Consider the following 18809-nt stretch of genomic DNA (forward strand, 5'->3'; position numbering starts at 1 on the left):
GCTTCACCTATTATATCAGAGCTCTGACTTTTAACGCCTTGACTTAATTAATGAAATATTGCTTTTATTAGCATTGATAATTTCGATGAAATTATCAATTAAAGCAAAGGAAATGAATATGTTAAAAGTCATTGCTGAATTTTTCATAAAAGAAGATGCTATTGATGTGGTTTTGCCATATTTTAAACAGCTCGTTGATGAAACTCGTAAAGAGCCACTTTGTATTTCGTATAATCTTTGCATAGACCAAGAAGATAAAAGCCATTTTATTTTCATCGAACAATGGCCAGATAAAAATGCATTGGATATTCATAGTGCAAGCGAGCATTTTCAAAAATTAGTACCGCTTATCGATATGCATAAGAAGCAAGATGCACGGATCATCTTAATGGATGAGCTTAATCTGTAACAACTTATTCCTAAAGCTAAAACATGGAGAAACTAAATAATTTTATTGCTTTTAGCTCATACCCTTCAACTTTTGGGTGGGAATGAATAAATTTAAAGAATGCGCTCTGCATTTGAGTGGATTTCAAAGCTTTGTCCACGCGCTCTTGCGATAACTGTAAGATTAGCAGCCTTGCCTATGCGCAAGGCTTCAGCCGTTGGCGCTGAAATGCCAATAACAACACCGCTACCAGCAATTGCAGCTTTTTGAATAATCTCAACAGACAAACGGCTAGTGACAACAATTGCCCCAGCGCCAATATCAACTCCCTGCAGAAGCAAAGTGCCTATAAGCTTATCAACGGCATTATGGCGGCCAATATCTTCACAAATTTCCAGTAATCCCTGCCCTGCAACATAAAAACCGGCAGCATGGGCACAGCGGGTGAGTTGATTTAATTTTTGCCCCAAATTCAAAAGTCCAACAGCGTCACAAATATCACTTGCTGTAAGCGAAATATCACCTTTATACTGAGGTACAATGCGCATTGCAGCTTGAATAGATTCAACACCGCATAGGCCACAACCAACAGGGCCTGCCATATGGCGACGACGTTTTAAAAAAGCAGTTCGCGGCCGCTCATCTAATCGCAATTGAATATCAACACCATCATCAAGTTGGATAATATTAATTTCATCAATTTCATCAATATGCGAAATAATGTTTTCAGTTAAACTAAAACCAACAGCAAATTCTGCCAAATCATCGGGGGTTGCCATCATTACTGCATGGGTCGTGCCGTCATAACTTACAGCTACGGCTATTTCTTCGGCAATGGCAACCTCAATTGGCTGTTTCACGCCATTTTCCACCCGTGTGACACAGTCCATACGGTTAACCGGCGCGCCCACCAGCTCGGAAAAAATGGGGATTTTCTTCTTCAATTTATTAAATCCAAATTATCTTTTGGCCAACATAGCAAAATAGCTATTTGAAAACAAACAGCTATTTAAATCAAATGCATATGACTAAACAGTAGCCTTTGTCAATTTACTTTTTCCGCCTTAAAGGACGGATCACAATCTGGACAACAAGCAGCATAAAAACGCGTTTTGTCTGTTTTACCAATGCCGGGATTAAAACTATTGGTTGGATCAAGCCTCATGTAATGATTGGCAAGGGCTGGCTTTGCCTTATAAAGATGGCCAACATTATGCTCTGCTGGATATTCCGCGCCGCGTTTATCAAGCACTTCCAGCATTTTTGCCTTTAATGCTTTAACATCAACACCTTTTTTGACCACATAATCTTGATGCAGCACATGGCAGAAAAAATGGCCGTAATAAGCCTTTTGCTCAATTTGCGCATCAATTTCTGGAGGCAAGCGCTCAAACCAATCATCATCATTGCGCCGCAAGGCGATATCAAGTGCTAAGACATCTTCTGATGTTTTGGGGTGAACCAGCGCATATCGAATAACAGCGCCAGCTGCAACAAAGCGATTAAGCATTGCCTTTTTACCTTCATCGGCATCGCATAAAAACCAACCAGATCCAACAGTTTCATTGAGCAAAGCTTCAGTCTGCTCCGACAATTTGCTCGAAACTTTCAAAATAAGATGATGTTCATATTGATTGCGATAATCAAGCATACGCTTTGGCATAACATCTGGCACAAGCTGCGTCGCTAATTGAATCATACGGTCTGATAGATTTACCGGCAAAAACGATAAATGCTCAAGTCTTGTATCAAGTGATTTTTTAAAGGCAAAAAAGCCCGGCAAGCGTTTAGTGCCAAGCTTATGAATCATAAGCAATGTATCTTTGCCATATTTATGCGAGATATCAAAACAATCTCGATGCATATATTCACCGCTTATCGGCAATTCATCAAATTCACTTAGCATACGGCGGCGCAAAACGGTTAAATCATTGGTATCATTGGTACCAATATAATAGATTTTACTGTTTTCCTCTTTCGCAAAACTATCAAGGCGTACAGCAAAAACCGCTATTTTACCTGCAGAGCCTGCAGCTTCAAAAAGCCCTGAGGGGTCAGCATTAAACCTTGCAGGGGTTGCCGCATCCACCTCACGCACTTTTTGGCTATATTCATGATTGGAAGCCGCGCCAACATCATAGCTAACCCATGCTGGATCGATCACCTTATTATCAAGATTGGTCAAGATTTCTTCTGCAGTTTCACCAAGATCAATGCCTAAATGATTAACAAGTTGTAACTCGCCTTTTTCATCAATTTGCGCAAATAGCGATAATTCCGTATAAGCTGGCCCTCTTTTTACCAAAGCACCGCCAGAATTATTACAAATACCACCAATGATAGATGCACCTATACAAGACGAGCCAATAACCGAATGGGGCTCACGATTAAAGCTGCTTAAAATATCCTCAAGTTTATAAAGAGTGCCACCTGGTTGACTGATAATTTGCTTGCCCTCATCCAACACATAAATATGATCAAGGCGAAGGGTGGAAATAATTGCGACATCGCGCTCATAACTGCCTTTAGGGGTTGATCCTTCCGTAAGGCCCGTATTAGATGCCTGCATAATGATAATGAAATCATTGGTAACCAATATTTTTAAACACTGCCACAATTCTGTTAATGAGCCAGGGATAATGACTAGCTTTGCATCGCCCTCGCCTGAGCGGAAGCCCTTACGATAACGCTCGGTTTGATTTGCATCGGTTAAGCAATGCTTTTCACCAACAATACCTTTAATACTAGCAATAACAGAATTATCGGTCATGTTGAGCCTCCCTAAATCAAGTAAACCATTTTCTTTCAGCTCTAATGCATTTTTCATTATAAGTAAAACATTTAAAACTAAGCCGTTATATTAAAACGATTAATATGATAAAACCCATAAGACTTGTTTGTTGGATAATGGCATGCCTTGGCTAACTTTAATAAAAACGCTATAGATGTATTTAGAACGAAGCTAAATAGCCTGTAAAGGAAAAGACAATGGCAAAATTCGTCCATAGCATGATCCGCGTCCTTGAAGAAAAGCGATCAGTTGATTTTTACCAAAAAGCATTCAATTTAAAGGTTGCAGAAAAAATAGAATTTGACGACTTTACGTTAATTTACTTGAGCAATGAAGAAAATAGTTTTGAATTGGAATTAACAGTCAATAAAGGCCGAACCGAGCCTTATAATCTTGGTGATGGCTATGGCCATGCAGCTTTTGTCGTTGATGATATTGATGTTACCCATGCCCAATTTGAACGTGATGGCTTTGCCCCACGTAAATTGGTGCAATTAGATCAACAGGGTAAAAAAGTTGCACGTTTTTTCTTCGTGGCCGACCCTGATGGCTACCAAATTGAAGTTATTGAAAAAGGTGGTCGCTTTGGTTAGTTTTTTTAATATTTTGCATTATAATTTGCCAAATCACGAACAAAGTTCTTTTAGCTATTTCAGTTGAAATCTATTTTATAATAAAACCGCAATATTGGTGACTTATAATAGTTTAACTTTCGCGATGAATTAAAGGAAAAACTATGTTTAAAGTTGGCGATATTGTAAAGCTTAAATCAGGTGGCCCTGCCATGACCGCCCAAAAGGTTGATGGCGGCAAGGCAACCTGTATCTGGTTTAAAGATGATAGACTTAAAACGGCAGTTTTTCGCAAAGATACTATTGAATTAGTCAATCCTATTGAAAAGACAGACAAAGTAAAAGCTGACCTTTTACCTGTTTTCAAAACACCACCAATTATTGCAAAGGGCGATGAAACAAACAAAAAGGCTGTAAAGTCTAAAACTGCCAAGCCCAAAACAGCCGCAGCAGGTGCTATGTCTGCTGACAGCAAAGATGAAGGTAATTAAAATAAAAGGTGCAGTTTATAAGATTGCACCTTTTATTTTTTTGCTACGCGAATGGGGCGCAATATTTCGATTTAAAGCTCAGCCTCAAAAGACATCACTTGTCTATCGGGTAAAAATTGGCCAATGCGTTTAATTTCCCAATGCAGGTCAATACCGCAATTGGCAAATACTTTTTGGCGTACTGTTTCACCCAATAATTCAAGGTCATAGGCGGTTGCATTGCCAACATTAATCATAAAGTTGCAATGCATGGGCGACATTTGTGCGCCGCCAATTTGTAAACCACGGCACCCTGCCTCATCAATAACTTTCCAAGCTGACGTGCCATCAGGATTACGAAATGTTGAGCCACCAGTTTTTTCTCGCACCGGCTGCACATTTTCGCGATGTTGAATAACCTCGTCACGCGCCGCCATAATATCAGCTTCATTGGCTTGATAACCCGAAAATACCGCAGAGGTAAAAATAAGATCATCGGCAATAGCAATATGACGATAAGAAAAGCCCATATCAGCCGCTTTAATAATATGCTTATTACCTTGCCGATCTAGTGCATGGGCTTCCACCAAACGCTCTGCCGTCTCAATACCATTGGCACCGGCATTCATCCGTAAAGCGCCGCCAATGCTGCCGGGGATACCAAAATAAAAATGAAAGCCCCCTATTTTCGCGTTAAGTGCAGCAGTAGCCAAGCTTTTATCCGACGCCGCCGACCCCGCAACCAATTGTCCAACATCATTCATGACAACATTGCCAAAACCTTTGGCGGAAAGGCGAACAACAACGCCTTTTATACCACCATCACGCACCATCAAATTAGAGCCAATACCAACGATGGTTAATGGAATATGTTCTGGCAATGATTGTAGTAAAACTGCCAAATCGTCTTCATCTGCCGGTTGAAAAAATACCTCAGCAGGGCCACCGGTGCGAAACCATGTAACTTTGCTCATATCAGCATTGGCCTGCAAACGACCCCGCAATTGGTCAATTGGCAATTGTTTTAAAAGTGCTTCACCATCAATTGCTTGATATATTGTCATTTATATAACCAATCAACAAATGTTTTAAGCCAATTTTTGCAATTCTTGCGGCACTTGATAAGCCCATTGCGTAATATTACCAGCACCCAAAAACACCACAAAATCACCGGGCTTGGCAATATCTTTGATCATAGCTGGTAAATCTTCAATACCGCTCACAAAGCGTGCATCACGGTGACCTGCGGTTTTAATTCGCTCAACAAGGCTTTGCGCCGATACACCTTCGATTGGTTCTTCGCCTGCGGCATAAACTGGTGCCACAACAACACGGTCGGCATCATTAAAACCAGTGGCAAAATCATCGAACAAATCATTCAGACGCGAAAAACGATGCGGTTGTACAATCGCAATGACATTACCTTTAGTTGCCTCACGCGCGGCTTTTAACACCGCTTTAATTTCCACTGGATGGTGACCATAATCATCAAAAAATTCAATTCCATTCCAGCTTCCGCTATGGGTAAAGCGGCGCTTTACTCCACCAAAAGCAGCCAATCCTTTAGCAATTGCTGTATCCGTCACGCCAAGCTCATGGGCAACAGCAATAGCCGCAGTCGCATTTGATACATTATGAAGCCCTGGCATTGGCAAAACAAGATCCTTCATCTCAACCGTTTCGCCCGTTTTACGGTTACGAATAATCACATCAAAATGCGAATTTGCACCTTCCATATGATGATTAAGAAAGCGCACATCTGCCTGCGGATTGTTGCCGTAAGTAATAATGCGGCGATCATCAATGCGGCTAACCATAGCTTGAACTTCAGGATGGTCAAGACACATAACACCAAAGCCATAAAATGGTACATTTTCAACAAATTGGCGGAAGGCTTCGCGCACCGCATCAAAACTGCCATAATGGTCAAGATGTTCTGGGTCAATATTGGTAACAACCGCAATATCAGCTGGCAATTTTAAAAATGTGCCATCACTTTCGTCGGCTTCCACCACCATCCAATCACCTTCACCCATGCGGGCATTAGTGCCATAGGCATTGATGATACCACCATTGATTACGGTTGGATCATAACCACCAGCGTCAAGCAATGTCGCAACCATTGACGTGGTTGTAGTTTTGCCATGGGTACCACCAATCGCGACAGCTTGGCGAAAACGCATGAGTTCGGCCAGCATTTCTGCACGGCGCACTATTGGTAATAGGCGTTCACGTGCTGCCATATATTCAGGGTTGGTCTTTTTAATCGCGGTGGAAACAACGACAACTTCCGCATCACCAAGATTTTTTCCATCATGGCCGATGAAAACCTTAATGCCTTTTTCACGCAAACGTATAACATTGGCATTATCACTTTGGTCCGAACCCTGCACTTGATAGCCGAGATTATGCAACACCTCGGCAATGCCACTCATACCTATACCGCCAATACCGATAAAATGAATAAGGCCAATATTAAGCGGCATTTTCATGCTTGTTCTCCAATTTGCTTGTCTGTTGTTCAATTTCTTTTTGTTTTATCTCAGCGATTGTCTTTTTTGCAATTAAGCCTTCAGCCAAATCAGCTAAACTTTGCGTTGCCTGTACACGTCCTGCTTGATGTGCTGCAGCTGCCATCGTTACCATTAGCTTTGGATCATCAAGTGCGCCCGTTATAATTTCAGCCATAACATCTGCATCAATATTCTTTTGCGCTAATACCTTAACGCCGCCAGATGTTGCAAGGGATGCGGCATTTTCTGCCTGATCATGATCAAGTGCATAAGGATAAGGCACCAATAAAGCTGGCCTGCCGATAGCGGCAATTTCTGCAACTGTCGATGCGCCAGAACGTGCGATTATGAACTGAGCATTAGCAATACGCTCTGCCATATTATTAAAAAAGCTAGCAATTTCAGCTTTTATGCCCAAATCAGCATATGCTTGCGTTACCGCTTCAATATCTTGTGGTCGCGCTTGTTGCGTCACTAAAATAGAATTACGCTTGGTTTCATCAATAAGCTTTAAGGCTTGCGGCAAAATTTCAGAAAAAAAGCTTGCACCTTGACTACCACCAAAAACAAGTAAATTAAAAGGCGCACCAGCTTCAACTGCTTTATAAGGTAGTTTAGCAGCATCTATCACCGCTGGCCGCACGGGATTACCAGTTACAATAATCTTTGAAGCAAATTCACCTTCTTGGGGTAAAAAACCACCGGCAATTGCCGTGACCTTGCCAGCTAAAAAGCGATTTGCTCGCCCCATGACCGCGTTTTGCTCATGAATAAGAGTTGGAATTCCCATGGAGGATGCAGCATAAAGTGGAGGAAGTGTTGGATAACCGCCAAAACCACAAACCAAAACCGGCTTTAAGCTATGTAATAATTTACGCGATTGCCGCACGCCCTTGAGCAATTGCCAAAGCGTTTTAATAATGGCAATTGGATTTTTACCCTTGATAGTAGCAGAATTAATAACATGGACATGATCTGCATCAAAAAAACTAACAAAGCGTTGTGCGCGACCATCAGTTAAAAGATGCACGTCATAGCCACGCAATTGTAGCTCTGCCCCTAAAGCTTCAGCCGGAAATAAATGGCCACCAGTGCCCCCTGCTGCTAAAACAATTTTGCCTTTTGTCATCTTATCATGTTACCGTTTTTGATAAATTCATTCGTGAGTAATATTGTGACATACGCGCTTCCGGACGCTTTCTGGTTAATGCCAATAAAAAGCCCATAGTAATACCAATCGCTACAAGAGACGAACCACCATAAGAAATAAATGGCAAGGTCATACCTTTGGGTGGCATAAGATGCAAATTCACCGCAATATTAATAATCGATTGCACGCCAAACAACATTGCTATACCAGCAATTGCAAAGCAAGTGAATTTATCTTGTTCTTTTGAAGCAATATAAAGTGAACGGATTACGATAAAGCCAAATAATGCAACAATAAGAACACACAGAATAATTCCGTATTCTTCCGCGGCAACAGAAAAAACAAAGTCCGTATGCGCATCAGGCACAATCCGCTTTACTGTACCTTCGCCAGGTCCCTGCCCAAACCAACCACCATTAATAATTGCTTCGCGCCCCACATCAACCTGAAAAGTATCACCTTCGCCATGCAAAAAAGCATCAATTCGCTCACGTACGTGATGAAGAAGCATATAAGCACCAAAACCACCGAAAATAGCAAGGGCAATAAAGAAAAGTACCACGATCCATGGAATACCGGCAAGGAAGAACAATCCTCCCCATGCGGCAGTAATAAGAATCGTTTGGCCAACATCGGGCTCACGCACTAATAATGTCGCAGTTATAATAAAAAGCGCAATTGCTGATGTATAACCAGGTATTTTATTTTTTTCACCATGCTGAGCAAAAAGCCAAGCTGAAACAACAACAAAGGCTGGCTTCATAAATTCTGATGGCTGAATGGTCACACCAAGCATTGAAATCCAACGCTTCGAACCTTTGATCTCTATACCTATAACCAACACAGCCACCAATAGCACCAATGAGACACCAAGCAAAACAATCGCTGCACGGCGTACATTATAGGGCGAGAAAAAGGATATGGTGATCATCACAACAAAAGCGGGGACGATATATTTTATATGCAATTTCACAAAATGAAAACTGTCGGCAATACCGATGCGGCTTGCAATTGCTGGACTTGCGGCAAAGGATAAGAACACGCCAAGTCCCATCAACATCAGACAGGCGGCAAGAATTGAGCGGTCAATGGTCCACCACCAATTTGCAACTGCTCCACGATCAACGCGACTGACCATGCTATTGCTTCCTTTTACTTTGCGTCTTTTGTTGCTTTATATTACAAAACAACAAAAATTAGATTGCCACTTTTTCCTGAAATTTTTAAAATTAGGAAATTTTATTGCAGCATAAACGCAAAGAAATAGAGAATAGTTAATATTTTTAAAAATTTTGGTTAAGCACAATTATTTTTAAATTAGCGCAATATTGTATTTTGCACTAAATCCCTAAAAGCATCACCCCGTGCACTATAATTGGCAAATTGGTCAAAGCTTGCACAAGCAGGTGACAATAAAACAGCTGCAATTGCATCTGAGCCACTTTGCGCCTCTATTTCAGCTTTAGCAAGTGAAGCATCAAGGGAGGCCTGCTCTATAGCTTTTTCAAGGGTTTTGCTCATTACCACATCTATGTTATCGCCAATAGTTTGCGCAAATCCTGTTGCCGCTTCGCCGATTAAATAGACTTTGCGAATTTTCGGGAAAAATTCCTTTAAGGATGAAATTCCACCTTCTTTAGCAACGCCCCCTGCAATCCAATAAATATGATCAAAGGTTGATAGGGCTGGTGCTGTCGCCTCGGCATTGGTTGCCTTGCTATCATTGATAAAGACAACATGATCTTTACGGCCCACCTCTTCCATACGATTGGCAAGCCCTTTAAAAGTTGAAATGGCAGCTGCCAATTTTTTTTCGTCAACACCGATTGCTACACATGTAGCCAAAGCAGCAAGGGCATTTTGCGCATTATGAACGCCGCGCAAAGAAACAATGCCGATCAGATTGGTAATTTTTTGTTGTTCTTTATGGCCAGCTCTAAATATATTGCCATTTTCTGCAAACCAACCATTGTCAATGTGCCGCTTGGTTGAAAATGGTATTAACTTATTTTGACGCTCCAAAACGCGAATAGCGATTTTTTCGCAAAAAATATCATCGATTGAAACAACGGCAATATTTGAACCTTTTATCAATCGTTCTTTAACTGCAGCGTAATGCTCAAAAGTACCATGACGATCAATATGATCTGGAGTGAGATTTAACAAAATACCAATGGTGGGATTAATTGAGGGCGTAAGATCTATTTGATATGATGAACACTCAATGACATAGCAACGCTTTTTTTCAAAAGGCTCAAGCGATAAAATTGCCGTACCTATATTACCACCCATTTGCACATCATAGCCAGCTTCTTGAAGCAGATGGGCAATAAGTGCCGTTGTGGTTGATTTACCATTAGTACCAGTAATGGCAATAAACGGACAATCTTGCGATGATAAATGATTGCGCAATAAAAATGCATTGCGCTCGCGCACAAATAATTCAATATCGCCAATAATTTCAATATTGTTTGCTTTAGCTATTTGCGCGGACCAATGGGGCTGAGGATGGGTTAGTGGTACACCGGGCGCGAGAATAAGTGCTTTTATCTCACTCCAATCAATGAAATGTAAGTCAGCTGTTGTAATACCCTCTTGTTTTGCCCGTTCAACACTTGCAAGATTGTCATCAAAAGCAATAACCTTGCTGCCGCCAGCAATCAAAGCTTTAGCAGTTGCAATACCAGAGCCACCAAGACCGAAAAGGGCTACTTTTTCACCTTTAAAACTAGAAACCGTAATCATGAAAACCCCATTTGATATGATTTTGATTAAACTACGCTTATCGCAATTTTAATGTAGCAAGGCCAATTAAGGCAAGAACAATAGATATTATCCAAAAACGGATAACCACTTGGCTTTCAGTCCAACCCTTTTTTTCAAAATGGTGATGGATAGGTGCCATCAAGAAAACCCGCTTGCCGGTTAGTTTAAATGAGCCAACCTGAATAATAACCGATAGAGCTTCCATAACAAACACACCACCAATAATCACCAAGACAATTTCATGCTTTGTGGCAACCGCAATGGCACCAAGCATACCGCCAAGCGCAAGCGAGCCAGTATCCCCCATAAAAATGGCAGCAGGTGGCGCATTAAACCACAAGAATCCAAGACCTGCGCCGATCACCGCCCCTAACAGCACTGCAAGTTCGCCAGTACCTGGCACATAATGAATTTGCAAATAACTAGCAAAGCCAGCATTACCAGATAAATAAGCAATCAAAGCAAAGGATGCGGCTGCAACCATCACTGGTACGGTAGCAAGCCCATCTAACCCATCAGTAAAATTGACGGCATTGCCCGTGCCCACCATGACAAGGGCTGCAAAAGGAATAAAGAACCAACCAAGATTGAGCATGTAACTAACAAAAGGAAAGGCAAGACCACTGCTACCCGCACGCATAATGACATAGGCAGCAATTGCGGCAATCAACGCTTCGAGACTCAACCGCGCTTTGCCAGAAAATCCTTTATCGGTTTGCTTGGTAACTTTTAAATAATCATCATAAAAGCCAATCAATCCAAAAGATAACATGACAAGCAATACTGTCCAGAAATAAACATTGTGTAAGTTACCCCATAATAGGGATGATACGACAACACCAGTCAATATCATCAAACCGCCCATGGTAGGGGTACCTGCTTTTTTAAAGTGAGTTTGCGGTCCATCAGCACGAATAGGCTGACCGCGCCCTTGTCGCAGACGCAAGGCTGCAATAATGCTAGGGCCAAATAAAAATACGATCATTGCCGATGTTAAGGTGGCCGCACCCGTTCTAAACGAAATATACCGGAAGACGCCAAGACCTGGAATTCTACGCAATCCTTCTGGAAGCCAATCAGGCAAATTCATCAAAAAATCAGGCAAATACATAAACATGGCGGCGGCCTTTATTAAACAACCGATTGAATGCAAACGGCAATAATATGGTTATAAATCTTGTGACGAATGAAAAAACTCATTCGTCTTTGACAATGTCATATAATAAAAGTGGTTAATTTTTATTATCAAAAGCATTTTTAATTAAGGGATAGCAATGCTTGAACGATTTTTGCAGAACCAATGCCGTTAGATGATTTTATCATAATGACATCATCTCCCTGAAGCTCGGCTAAAACAAGCGGCTGTAATTGTGCAATAGTTTCTTGCCAAATAACTTTTTGAGATGGCGCGCCACTTACCTCACCATTATTTTCATGTTCGAACTTCTCGGCTAAGGCTTTCATCTCGTTACCAACCAGAAAAACCACATCAACCTTGGCATCTTTAATCGGCACGATTAAATCTTCATGAGATTTCTGCGAAAAACGCCCTAATTCCAACATATCGCCAAGCACGGCAATGCGTCTGCCCTGATTTTTAGATTGGCAATTTTTGAGCAATAATAATGCTGCCCGCATCGAGGTAGGGTTAGCATTATAGCTTTCATCAATAAGGGTAATTAAATCACCATTGGCATTTTTTAAAATATGCCGCGCACCGCGCCCACTCTCAGCTTGTAATGAGCTAAGCGATTGACCAACCTTTATAAGATCAAGCTTCAAAAGATCACATATTGCAATCACTGCCAGTATATTTTGTACAATATGACGACCGGGTACGCCAATAGTAAGCGATAAGCTTGTCTTTGGTGTCTTTATAGTAATATCAGAATTTTGGGCGTTTAAAGTGACTTCACGCAATTGGTAATCAGCTTTTTTATTTTCGCCAAAACTTAAAATTGAGCTAATGCCAATTTGTTTCGCTTTATCAACAAGATACTCGCCAAGATCATCATCAATATTAATAAGTGCATTACCACCTTGAATAATGCCTTCAAAGATTTCCGCTTTAGCATCAGCAATTGCTTCAAGGGAAGGAAAATACCCCATATGGGCCGCACCAATTCGCGTAATTAATGCAATATGCGGCTTTACCAATTTTACCAAAGGCCTAATTTCATTTTCATGATTCATGCCAATTTCAAAAATGCCAAAATCAATATTTTGCGGCATTCTTGCTAAGGTTAGCGGCACCCCCCAATGATTATTAAAAGATGCAGGATTGGCGTGAACATTACCAAAACGACTTAACACATGACGCAAAGCTTCTTTGGTGGTGGTTTTCCCAACCGACCCAGTAATAGCAATAATTTTAGCCTTACTGCGCAAACGGGCAGCCTCGCCTAATCGCTCCAAGGCTTTTAAAACATCGTCAACAATTAAAAGCGGTTTTTGAAATTCTTTGGCCAATAATTGCATATCTTGGCTATGCGGTTCATCAACTACTAAAATCGTTGCACCATTTTCAAATGCGCCTTTGGCAAAATCATGACCATCAAACTTATCGCCCGCAATAGCGAAAAAAGCATCACCCTTTTGCAAACTGCGGCTATCAATGGAAATACCAAAAATATCATTTGAAAATTCGCCAAAAACGCTGCCGCCAATCGCTTCATAAAAAGCTTCTTTACTCCAAAGCGGTGCATTCAATTCTTGCGTGCCATTCGATTCTTGCGGTAATTTGGAATTCATCGGCTACGAGCCTCCAATGCGGCATGGACTTCGGCATGATCTGAAAAAGGCAATACCTTACTGCCAATAATTTGCCCCTCTTCATGCCCCTTACCCGCAATGATCAGTGTGTCCCCTGCCCCCATAAGAGCCACCCCTTCACGAATAGCTGCACGACGATCACCAATTTCAATGGCATTGATTGCGCCTTTCAATATTTGCCGACGAATATCATCGGGATTCTCCGAGCGCGGATTATCATCGGTAACAATGACAATATCAGCGAGATTGCTGGCAATTTCACCCATAATCGCTCTTTTACCCTTATCGCGATCACCACCACAGCCAAAAACAACAATCACTTTACCTTTGGTAAAAGGACGCACAGATTTTAAAACATTTTCCATAGCATCTGGCTTATGGGCGTAATCAACATAAACCGCGCCACCATCGCTGGTTGTACCGACAAGATCAAGCCGACCCGGTGCGCCTTTAACACGCTCCAATGCACGAAAAACTGCCGCACCCGGTACACCCGTCGCAATGGCGATACCTGCCGCAACAAGGGCATTGGCTATCTGGAAGTCACCCGCTAATGGCAATAAAATTTCATAAATTTCATTGTCATATTCAATTTCGGCATATTGGCGATAACGTTCATGTTCTACTCGCTTAATGCGGATGAATGAACCTTTGCGCCCAACGGTTAAAACCTTGCGTTTGGCGCGAACCACATGTTCAATAGCTTTTTCGGAATATTTATTGTCGGCATAGATAATGGCTGGTGCATCCATGGGGAGTAACGTATTAAACAACCGCATTTTTGCGTTAAAATACTCTTCTAAATTGGCATGATAATCCAAATGATCGCGGCCAAGATTGGTAAAAGCTGCGGCACTTAAACGAACGCCATCCAAACGCCTTTGATCAATACCGTGCGAAGATGCCTCCATCGCAAGATGCGTTACGCCTTTGTCATTAAGCTCTTGTAAAACACGGTGCAATTCAACCGGCCCCGGTGTAGTAAGAGCTGCATAGCGGCTAATTTTAGGAGAGAATACGCCAACAGTGCCAATGCTTGCACCGGCAAAACCTGTATCCCACCAAATTTGTCGCAACAGCGAAACAACGGAAGTCTTACCACTCGTACCGGTTACTGCAGTAATAACTTCCGGTTGGCGTGGATAAAAACGCGAAGCAGCCATGGCCAATGCATGGCGCACATCGTCAACTTCAAAAAAAGGAATGGGAATTTTAGCACTTTGGCTACGCTTTTCACTAATAACCGCGCTAGCACCATGCTTAATGGCATCACTAATAAATTGCTGGCCATCTCCTGCATTGCCTTTTAAAGCAAAAAACACATAACCTGGCAAAACTTCGCGAGAGTCAGCTGTAAGGCCAGTGATATTAATTGTTGGAGAAATATCTCTACTGCCTAACAAATCTGCGAGCTTCATATTCTGCCCTTTCCCAAAATGGCTTCTGCATAAAGCAGGATTTAGTTATCCTATAGTGCTTATATCTTAAAATCAAAAAACTGCACCTTATAAGCACTTTAAATCACTATTTTTACCTAGCCAATCTTTATATTATTGCTCAGAACTACCCAAAATACGCCCAAAAGGCATAATTCCATTACCATTATCTGTCAGTTTATATTATCAATATAAACATATAGCAGCATTTCATTACTATAATCTAGTGCATTTTTCACTAATGTTTAATTGTAAAAACACTCTAGATATTTGGTTTTTGTATCTTTACCATTCACCATCAGTATTACTTGAATATTGGCAATCAGCGGATCTAACCAACTGCTTTTATTATCATTTCTATAAATACATTTAATGTTTTTTGTGTCTTAGTCAGGTAAATTGCCTGAAACATCACCTGCCGCGAGGATCGGCGCGCTTTCTTCCATAAAATCTGGCGAAATTCCTAAAAACGAAGCTGATCGTGTAATAATATTTGCCGCCATTGGTCCAGCATTTAGACCAGCAGTCGCGGTAAATTTACCTTCTTCTGGTTGCGGTTCGTCAATAATTGTTAGCACCATATAGGTTGGATCATCCATTGGAAAAGCAGCAAGGAAAGAATTGAAGCGCTTATTTTTGGAATATTTACCGTTTACAACCTTTTCAGCCGTGCCCGTTTTGCCGCCAACACGATAGCCTTTTACGGCTGCTCGGCGTCCCGAACCAATGTCGGCATTCAGCTTATAAAGGTAACGCATATCACGGCTTGTTTCATCGCTAACCACTTTGGTCGAATGCTCAAGCGCCTCTGCTTGGTTGCGCCTCAAGAAGGTTGGCTCAATCAAATGGCCACCATTCATTAAAGCTGAAGCACCGACTGCAGTTTGCAGGGGCGTCGTCATCATGCCATGTCCAAAAGCAATGGTCATAGAATGAACTTTTTTCCAAGTGCGTGGTTCAACAGGACGCGCCACTTCTGGTAATTCGGTTGTCATGCGATCTAAAAGACCTAAACGCTTCAAGAATGCACGGTGCCCCTCGATACCAACCGTATCGGCTTCACGACCTGAACCAATATTGGACGAATAGATAAATACTTCCCATAAAGCGAGTGGGCGATATTTACCGTGGAAATCGCGAATGGTTTGGTGACCAAAACGCAAAGGCTTTGATGCATCAATCATCGAATTTAAACGAAACTTGCCTGAATCAAGCGCCATAGCAGTGGTGAAACTTTTAATGGTTGACCCCATTTCAAAGGTACCGGCGGTCATGCGATTAAGCCGATCTTTTTCCAAAGCATTGACTGGATTATTCGGATCAAAATCAGGCATAGAGGCTAAAGCAATAACCTCGCCCGTTTTAACGTTTAATACAACCGCACCTGCGGCAATCGCCTTATATCGTTCCATCGCCTGTACGAGTTCATCGCGCACAATTGATTGTACGCGAATATCAATTGAAAGCTTAACCGGCTCCAATGACGATGGATCAGCAAGCCCAGCCGCACGCAAATCACTAAGACCAGCATTGTCGATATATTTTTCCATACCGGCAATACCCTGATTGTCGATATTAACTAAGCCTAAAATATGCGATGCAGCAGGTCCTGATGGATAAAAGCGCCGCGTTTCCATTCTAAAGCCTACACCAGGAATGCCAAGCGCCATAATGTCTGATTTTTGCCGCGGCGTTAATCCACGTTCAATCCAAGCAAAACCAGTATCACGACGCAATTTCTTATAGGTAGTTTCCCAATTAAGATTTGGCAAAACCGTTGATAAAAGTTCAATCGTTTCATTGGCATCAATTATGCGACGTGGCTCAGCAAAAAGCGAATAGGTTTTAATGTCAGTGGCGAGCAACACCCCATTACGATCTACAATATCAGGCCGCGATGTCATATCAAGCTGGGCAGGACCACGCGCTTCTTCGATCTCACCACCTTGTTGACCATAAAGGTAAAGCTTCCCACCAATAACCGCATAGACCCCCATAAAACAGGCAGCAACAAAAAACATGCGACGACTGGTGCGCTTCGCATCAGATGCATGTTTTTCTAAAACTTCAAACTTAGTTAAAGGAGCTTTTTTCCGAAAAAAGAAATTAGTTAATTTCATGGCTTTACACTCCCGGTCTTTATCGTGTCGCTGTTTTGACCAAGTTCCCCAGCTAGTAATTCTTCACTATTCATGATGAGCTTTTCAATTTCGTCAGGCAAGCGTTCTGGAATATCATTTGGCTTAACGATCTGGCGCGGTTCGATTGTTGATAAATTTAGTCCATCCTTATATTGCTCGGCAAGACGCATCATACGAGTAGGCGTTGTCATCATTGCCCATTCTGCTTTTAACAAAGCAAGCGTATCTTTTTCAGCACTAATTTGTCGCTCGATACGACGCACTTCAGCATAGCGCTTTAACGCATCATATTTTACCTTATAAGTTATGGCTGCAGCCAAGACCATAATAGCAACCATTATAATATGAGATGTGCGAAAAACAGTCATCGCGAATGTCCTTTTAGTGGCGCAAGATCTGCAAGCTGAAAAATGGCCATATCGTTATCATAGGCAGGATTATCGGTGCGCACCCCGACCCGTAATTTTGCTGATCTCGAACGCGGATTTATATCAATTTCCGCTTCACTTGCTGCCATTGCACCTTTAAACAACGGTTCAAATGAGGGCAAAAGATCCAAACTATTAGGCATATGGCGCGACTGCGGCCGTTTACCTGAACGATCGGCAAAGAAGCGCTTTACCATACGATCTTCTAGCGAATGGAAAGTAACGACAGCCAACTTGCCACCTGGCTTTAAGATTTGCTCTGCCCCCAATAAGGCTTTTGCAAGTTCACCAAGTTCATCATTAACATAAATACGAAGGGCCTGAAAAACACGAGTAGCTGGATGAATGGCATTAGGTTTACGTCCAATTGACGCTTCAATCGCCTTTGCCAAATCACCCGTGCGCGTAAAAGGCGTTGTCTCGCGCCTTGCCTCGATCATACGCGCAATCCGGCCTGCTTGGCGTTCTTCTCCCAAAAATCCAAAAATACGCGCAAGATCACCGGCCTTTAAACGATTAACCACATCAGCAGCACTTACGCCTTTTTGTGACATACGCATATCAAGCGGCCCATCTTTTTGAAAAGAAAATCCGCGTTCGGCTTCGTCTATCTGCATCGATGAAACACCAATATCAAGAACGACCGCATCGACCTTTTTGTCAACAACTTGTGCGATATTAGAAAAAGCCGTTTCAATCAACGTAAGCCGTCCATTATATTGATCTAGCAATGTTTTTGCACCAGCAATGGCATTTGGATCACGGTCAAGCGCTATGACATTTGCGCCTTTTTCTAAAAAGCCACGCGAATAGCCTCCTGCTCCAAAGGTACCATCAACAATAGTCGTTCCTTCAAGTGGGGCTACACTATCGCAAACTTCCTTTAGCATTACAGGTATGTGACGCTCATAACCTTCAGTCATCTTTTGCCTTCATTGCTTTTTAAACCCATACAACCATGAGGAGACCTCTCCAAGCTGATTTGGTTACATTTTGCGCCATTATGCTTAACGAATTATTAGAAAGACCGTGAAAAATATTAATTTAAAAAATTAATTAGTGAATTCTTTATCATTCATGACATCATTCACGTGCATCATTAAACACTGAGATTAATGCACAAGGATTATTAAGGTCGGGACTTAAAAGTATATTATCAAGACCATTGTATAGGGCATAGCCAACCTTTTAATAAATTTCTTATAGTCGGATGGAAATTTTATATATGTTTCCATCTCATACTGCTTAATTAAATTGTCATCCGGTATAGGCGATACAATCGGTGTTTTAATATTTTTTTGTTTAATTTATCTAATTATTTATCTAAATCATATGACATATTTTTACCTCAAAAATCTTTTGCTCTATTCTTCCAGGATTAA

17 protein-coding genes are annotated in these 18809 nt (G+C 41.7%); 3 read left to right on the forward strand and 14 right to left on the reverse strand.

Translation table 11 applies throughout. From position 1 onward, the window contains the following. Nucleotides 1–118 precede the first annotated feature (118 nt). Nucleotides 119–409, forward strand: coding sequence for a putative quinol monooxygenase (locus N6B01_RS08885; RefSeq protein WP_182417421.1), 291 nt, complete (start codon nucleotides 119–121; stop codon nucleotides 407–409). Between the two features lie 92 nt (nucleotides 410–501). Here the strand turns inward: N6B01_RS08885 and fdhD are convergent, their stop codons facing one another. Both fdhD and dld read right to left on the reverse strand, forming a co-directional pair. Continuing rightward, nucleotides 502–1332: a formate dehydrogenase accessory sulfurtransferase FdhD gene (gene fdhD, locus N6B01_RS08890; RefSeq protein WP_262078344.1), complete on the reverse strand. Its 831-nt coding sequence runs from the start codon at nucleotides 1330–1332 to the stop codon at nucleotides 502–504. 101 nt (nucleotides 1333–1433) lie between these two features. Continuing rightward, entirely contained in the window at nucleotides 1434–3158 is a 1725-nt protein-coding gene (gene dld, locus N6B01_RS08895; RefSeq protein ID WP_262078345.1) for a D-lactate dehydrogenase, read from the reverse strand. A gap of 218 nt (nucleotides 3159–3376) precedes the next feature. Here dld and N6B01_RS08900 point away from each other — a divergent pair, with 218 nt between their 5' ends. Continuing rightward, nucleotides 3377–3772, forward strand: coding sequence for a VOC family protein (locus N6B01_RS08900; RefSeq protein ID WP_262078346.1), 396 nt, complete (start codon nucleotides 3377–3379; stop codon nucleotides 3770–3772). 143 nt (nucleotides 3773–3915) lie between these two features. After that, entirely contained in the window at nucleotides 3916–4242 is a 327-nt protein-coding gene (locus N6B01_RS08905; RefSeq protein WP_262078347.1) for a YodC family protein, read from the forward strand. 71 nt (nucleotides 4243–4313) lie between these two features. On the opposite strand, the gene murB is transcribed toward N6B01_RS08905, so the two are convergent. From murB to N6B01_RS15245, 12 genes are all read right to left on the reverse strand, one after another. After that, entirely contained in the window at nucleotides 4314–5285 is a 972-nt protein-coding gene (murB, locus tag N6B01_RS08910) for a UDP-N-acetylmuramate dehydrogenase (RefSeq protein WP_262078348.1), read from the reverse strand. A gap of 24 nt (nucleotides 5286–5309) precedes the next feature. Further along, on the reverse strand, nucleotides 5310–6713 hold the full coding sequence (gene murC, locus N6B01_RS08915) for a UDP-N-acetylmuramate--L-alanine ligase (RefSeq protein ID WP_262078349.1): 1404 nt from the start codon (nucleotides 6711–6713) through the stop codon (nucleotides 5310–5312). Next, nucleotides 6697–7863, reverse strand: a complete 1167-nt coding sequence (gene murG, locus N6B01_RS08920) for an undecaprenyldiphospho-muramoylpentapeptide beta-N-acetylglucosaminyltransferase (protein WP_262078350.1) — start codon at nucleotides 7861–7863, stop codon at nucleotides 6697–6699. The genes murC and murG overlap by 17 nt, the downstream gene beginning before the upstream one ends. A gap of 4 nt (nucleotides 7864–7867) precedes the next feature. Further along, nucleotides 7868–9022 carry a putative lipid II flippase FtsW gene (gene ftsW / locus N6B01_RS08925; protein ID WP_262078351.1) on the reverse strand — a complete coding sequence of 385 codons (1155 nt, stop codon included), beginning with the start codon at nucleotides 9020–9022 and terminating at the stop codon, nucleotides 7868–7870. Between the two features lie 179 nt (nucleotides 9023–9201). Beyond that, on the reverse strand, nucleotides 9202–10629 hold the full coding sequence (gene murD / locus N6B01_RS08930) for a UDP-N-acetylmuramoyl-L-alanine--D-glutamate ligase (RefSeq protein ID WP_262078352.1): 1428 nt from the start codon (nucleotides 10627–10629) through the stop codon (nucleotides 9202–9204). Between the two features lie 37 nt (nucleotides 10630–10666). Further along, entirely contained in the window at nucleotides 10667–11740 is a 1074-nt protein-coding gene (mraY, locus tag N6B01_RS08935; RefSeq protein WP_262080627.1) for a phospho-N-acetylmuramoyl-pentapeptide-transferase, read from the reverse strand. Between the two features lie 167 nt (nucleotides 11741–11907). Next, nucleotides 11908–13401 carry a UDP-N-acetylmuramoyl-tripeptide--D-alanyl-D-alanine ligase gene (gene murF, locus N6B01_RS08940; protein ID WP_262078353.1) on the reverse strand — a complete coding sequence of 498 codons (1494 nt, stop codon included), beginning with the start codon at nucleotides 13399–13401 and terminating at the stop codon, nucleotides 11908–11910. Then, a complete protein-coding gene (locus N6B01_RS08945) occupies nucleotides 13398–14840 on the reverse strand; it encodes a UDP-N-acetylmuramoyl-L-alanyl-D-glutamate--2,6-diaminopimelate ligase (RefSeq protein WP_262078354.1) in 1443 nt (480 codons plus the stop codon). Before N6B01_RS08945 ends, murF begins: the two co-directional genes overlap by 4 nt. Before the next feature lie 404 nt (nucleotides 14841–15244). Next, a complete protein-coding gene (locus N6B01_RS08950) occupies nucleotides 15245–16978 on the reverse strand; it encodes a peptidoglycan D,D-transpeptidase FtsI family protein (protein WP_262078355.1) in 1734 nt (577 codons plus the stop codon). Then, entirely contained in the window at nucleotides 16975–17367 is a 393-nt protein-coding gene (locus N6B01_RS08955; protein ID WP_262078356.1) for a cell division protein FtsL, read from the reverse strand. The genes N6B01_RS08950 and N6B01_RS08955 overlap by 4 nt, the downstream gene beginning before the upstream one ends. Then, nucleotides 17364–18350, reverse strand: coding sequence for a 16S rRNA (cytosine(1402)-N(4))-methyltransferase RsmH (rsmH, locus tag N6B01_RS08960; protein ID WP_262078357.1), 987 nt, complete (start codon nucleotides 18348–18350; stop codon nucleotides 17364–17366). Before rsmH ends, N6B01_RS08955 begins: the two co-directional genes overlap by 4 nt. 219 nt (nucleotides 18351–18569) lie before the next feature. Continuing rightward, entirely contained in the window at nucleotides 18570–18734 is a 165-nt protein-coding gene (locus N6B01_RS15245; RefSeq protein ID WP_410007261.1) for an SMI1/KNR4 family protein, read from the reverse strand. Between the last annotated feature and the right edge of the window lie 75 nt (nucleotides 18735–18809).

The sequence above is a fragment of the Bartonella sp. HY406 genome (assembly GCF_025449315.1).
Taxonomy (GTDB): Bacteria; Pseudomonadota; Alphaproteobacteria; order Rhizobiales; family Rhizobiaceae; genus HY038.